The sequence below is a fragment of the Actinomycetota bacterium genome, assembly GCA_028698215.1.
GTDB lineage: Bacteria > Actinomycetota > Humimicrobiia > Humimicrobiales > Humimicrobiaceae > Halolacustris.
The window spans coordinates 1-3,814 of record JAQVDY010000054.1 but is presented as its reverse complement, the minus strand read 5'-3'; the positions used below and the strand labels follow the sequence as shown (position 1 = coordinate 3,814).

2 protein-coding genes are annotated in these 3,814 nt (G+C 45.1%); both read right to left on the bottom strand.

All coding sequences use genetic code 11. The annotated features are described in order from the left end of the window. Nucleotides 1-50: 50 nt before the first annotated feature. A complete protein-coding gene (locus tag PHN32_09050) occupies nucleotides 51-902 on the bottom strand; it encodes a carbohydrate ABC transporter permease (protein MDD3777734.1) in 852 nt (283 codons plus the stop codon). A 13-nt stretch (nucleotides 903-915) separates the two neighbouring features. After that, the coding region (locus PHN32_09045) for a glycoside hydrolase family 38 C-terminal domain-containing protein (protein MDD3777733.1) at nucleotides 916-3,814 on the bottom strand (2,899 nt) is incomplete at its 5' end.

Below are 3,814 nucleotides of genomic sequence, written 5' to 3'. Positions count from 1 at the left end.
TATTTAATTTGTGTTGTTTCATAAAAAGCCCTTTGGGCTTATATCCCTCATCATCTTCCTGCTGCCTGGATTCTTAAACCCTGTATAAAATATTTCTGCAGGGCCAGATATAAGATGATGATCGGCAAACTGCTGATTAAGCTTCCGGCCATTACCGCTGGCACATTGGTTCCGGAATAAACTGCATTAAGCAAGGCCAGGGAATTCATTACCGGCCTTACGTCATTGCTGCTGGACAGGGCCATGCCCAATATCAGGTCATTCCAGATAAAGCTTCCCTGAAACAAAAATAATATGGCAATGGGCCCCAGGGAATTGGGCAACAGCATCCGGGCATAGATTTGGAAATTGCTGCAGCCATCAATCTTGGCCGCTTCCTGAAAATCATCCGGAAGGGTAAGAAAATAATTCCTGAATACAAACACACAGAAAGGTATGATAATAGCAGTATATATGAGTATCATGCCTATCTGAGTATTATAAAGGTTAATAGTAAGGTAGGCCTTATATAAAGGAATCAAATAAATCTGTACAGGAAAGATCATACCGCTCCAAATTAGTATGAATATGATAAAGGATCCCTTTATCTTAAGCTTGGTGATACCGTAAGCAGCCAGTGAAGAAAAAAAGATAGCAATAAGGCTGCTAATTACTGCATACATCAAGCTGTTTAGAAACGGCCGTATCAGGTTGGTTTCTATCAAAACGTATCTTATATTGGAGAAAAAGGCGAACTTCTGGGGCAATTCCCATAGTTGGCTAACTGCATAATCACCAGAGGTCTTAAAAGAAATCAACAACAAAAACAATATGGGCAATAGCCACAGGAATACTAATATCAATATTATGGCAAATAGAATTCCCTTCCGGGTGTTTAGTTTAGCCCTGTCGCTCATTTTCATAAAAGCGCTCCTGCTAGAATTTTAATCTTAAAGTAACTACCTGATGGCCCCCTATCTCTAGTTGTACCAAACCCTGGTTTACTGCCAGTGGCTGAATATCCTTTTCCACCGGGTTAGACAGCTGGCAATCCTTAATTGGTTTTTCTCCCATCTTTAGCTTTACTTCGGTTTTGCTTCCAGCTACTTCCACCAGCCGCACAATAAAGTCATCCTGCTGTTCTGCCTTTTTAAAGCCCAACAATTTTATATTATCCGGAAGCTTTTTCATGAAGCTGAATTCGGCAACTCCTTCTGGCCTGTATTCCTGGATAAACCGGGTTTCCATAGGAGTATTGAAAGCCCAGCCGAAATCATAGGCAGCCCCGGGGTCAAAAGGTGCAGGCCTGCTGGTAATACTGTAATCAAACCAGAACCTTCCTCCCTGGCTGGCCGGAGAATTGGTCCACCAGTGGTTATTTAGGGCAAAAGAATATATATGGGCTTTATCCAGCTGGAGCTTATCCAGCCATTTGCCCGTATTTATATCTCCCAACTGCACCAGAGGAGCCTGCAGCGGAGACCACATTATATCTATTTCTGAATTACTGATATCCACGTATTTCTGGACACATTGCCAATCCTTGGATGAACCGGGAAGCTGTCCTTCTTCCGGCTGATAGTAGCCGGCATGGCAGTTTATTAAAAACCTGGGTTGTCTCAGGCCGAAGGGAAAAGCATAATATACTGCTTCCACATCCAAAGTTTCATGTTTTTCCAGGTAATTTTTTACCAGTACCTGCTTTTCTGTATTATTCAGCAAAATATGGCTTTTTATTACCGGGCACATATAGGTATTACCCTGGGTAAGAATCTCAGTGTATACCTCTCCCCTGGCTACCTTTAATATTTTCTGATCCTGGGCAATATATCTTTTAAATTTGGTGCCCAAAGGGGGGTAGTCATAAAATTCCTTGTGCAGTTTTCTAAAATAAGGCTGCAGGTACAAAGCTTCATGCGAGAATTTGTCATGTTCGCTTAAATCCACCACCCTGGGTTCTACCGTAGTCTCATAAACCAGCTGGTTAAACTTAAAATTGCTGCCCTTATCTATAAGCTGGTAGTTAAGCGCCTGGTCATAGAGCTCAGCTACCTCCCCGGTTCGGGGATCAAAGCTTAGCCGGTAAAAGTCGTTTTCCAATACCCCCTTACAGTCTTCCTTTTGGCCTTGGTTCCAGCTCCCTTCCGGTACCAGGTTAAACACCTTAAAGCCTAATGGAGGAACGTCCCCAGCCTTGAAAGCTATCCTGAAACACCCGGTCTGAAAATCATGGGCAGTGGTTTCTATTATTTGAACCGGCAACCGTTTCCCGGTGACTGAATCCAGCACTTTATATCCTTGCCCGGCCAGCTTTTTAGGGATAGCCGCCTCTACTATCTCCGACCTTTCCTGGCCCAGGCTGTTAAATACAACTATAGCGTATTCACTGTCCACCCTTGCTAGGCCAGTTAGGGACCCTACAGCTTTTTCTTTGACTTCCTCGGCTTCAATGGCAGCCTGGTAAACAAATGCAGCCTCTTCCACCCTTTGTCCCCTGCTCTGCAGGCTGTCCGGTTCTGCTACACTTAAATAAGAGCTCCAGTCAGCTTCATCTGCCAGGAACATTTTCTTATAGATATAATCCAGCTTGAGGTTAGGGTACTGGTCTAACAGTTTTTTGGCATCAGCTACCACCGATAACCTCTCGGCAGCAATGATATCGGCATGGGTATGCCGGTTAACTCCGGTTTCAAAGGCGGAAGCACCGTGATAGTTTACCCACCAATCCGGCCATGCCCCCTTATAGGTGTTTAACTGCTGGCCGTATTTTTGTTCAAACTTTTCAAAAAACTGGGTATAGGTGGATATTTTAAGCTGGGGGTACTCCCACTTCTGGTTCCAGTCCCTAACGATATAACTTACCTTTACATTGGGCCTGGTGTTATCCCCCGGGTAACCTGGCGCCCTTAAGGCCAGCAGGTCAAACCCGTAACTTTGCTCAGTTTCCAGGTCATATAAATACTGGGGCAGTTTATCCAGCACTCTCTCGTAGCTGTCGGTCAGCCCCACCATTACCCCTTCCTGATAGGCCTGGCGCTCATCAGTATCTAAAACCATGATCCTGGATCCGTCCTGGGCTTCCCAGTAAAAAGGCCGGGGAAGCTTGAGGGCTTTGGCCAAGGTAGCATTTACTGCAGTAGAAAAATATTTTACCCCGGCCCGGGGAAGTATCTGGGCCAGCATCCAGGGCTGGCCGGTAACGTCGCTGGCCATGGCTGATTTTATGCTTACCCCGCATTGATCTGCAAACCAGAAAGCAAAGTAAAGGCTCCTGATTAAAGTTTCTTCATCGTTAAATTCAGAAGTGTGGGCTACATATAGGGGCGCAATCTCTATCCTTCCCCGGGCAGTAAGTTTTTTTACCTGCTCCAGGTCAGCCTTATCCAAATTACTAATAGCCTGCTCCAACCAGTAACCGGTTTCCACATTCCACCGGTATTGGCTATCCTGGTCAAAGTTCTCTGTTTCCTTACAGAAGTCAATAATGTTTCGCATGGATTCCTGATAACCCCGGGCCACCCTGCTGGGAAGATCAGTATATCCAATATCAGTATGGGTAAAATTTTGTACATGGATCTCCCATCTTCTCCGGGCTTTTAAGACCAACTCTTTCTTTATGGTTTCAGTCCCGGTATTTAGCTCTGCCCGGCAGGGAGTATCCTGTTCCAGGGCTGGTATATCCAGGTCTACGAATCCCGCCCCCTGGTAATCGCCGTTAATCTTATAGGTTTGGCTCCAACGGCTTGTATTTAAATTAAGAACAGACTGGGGTAGTTTCTGTTTTTCTGTTTTGAGCCGGGCAACCTGGATAAGCTGTCCCTCTACCTTTTTAAAT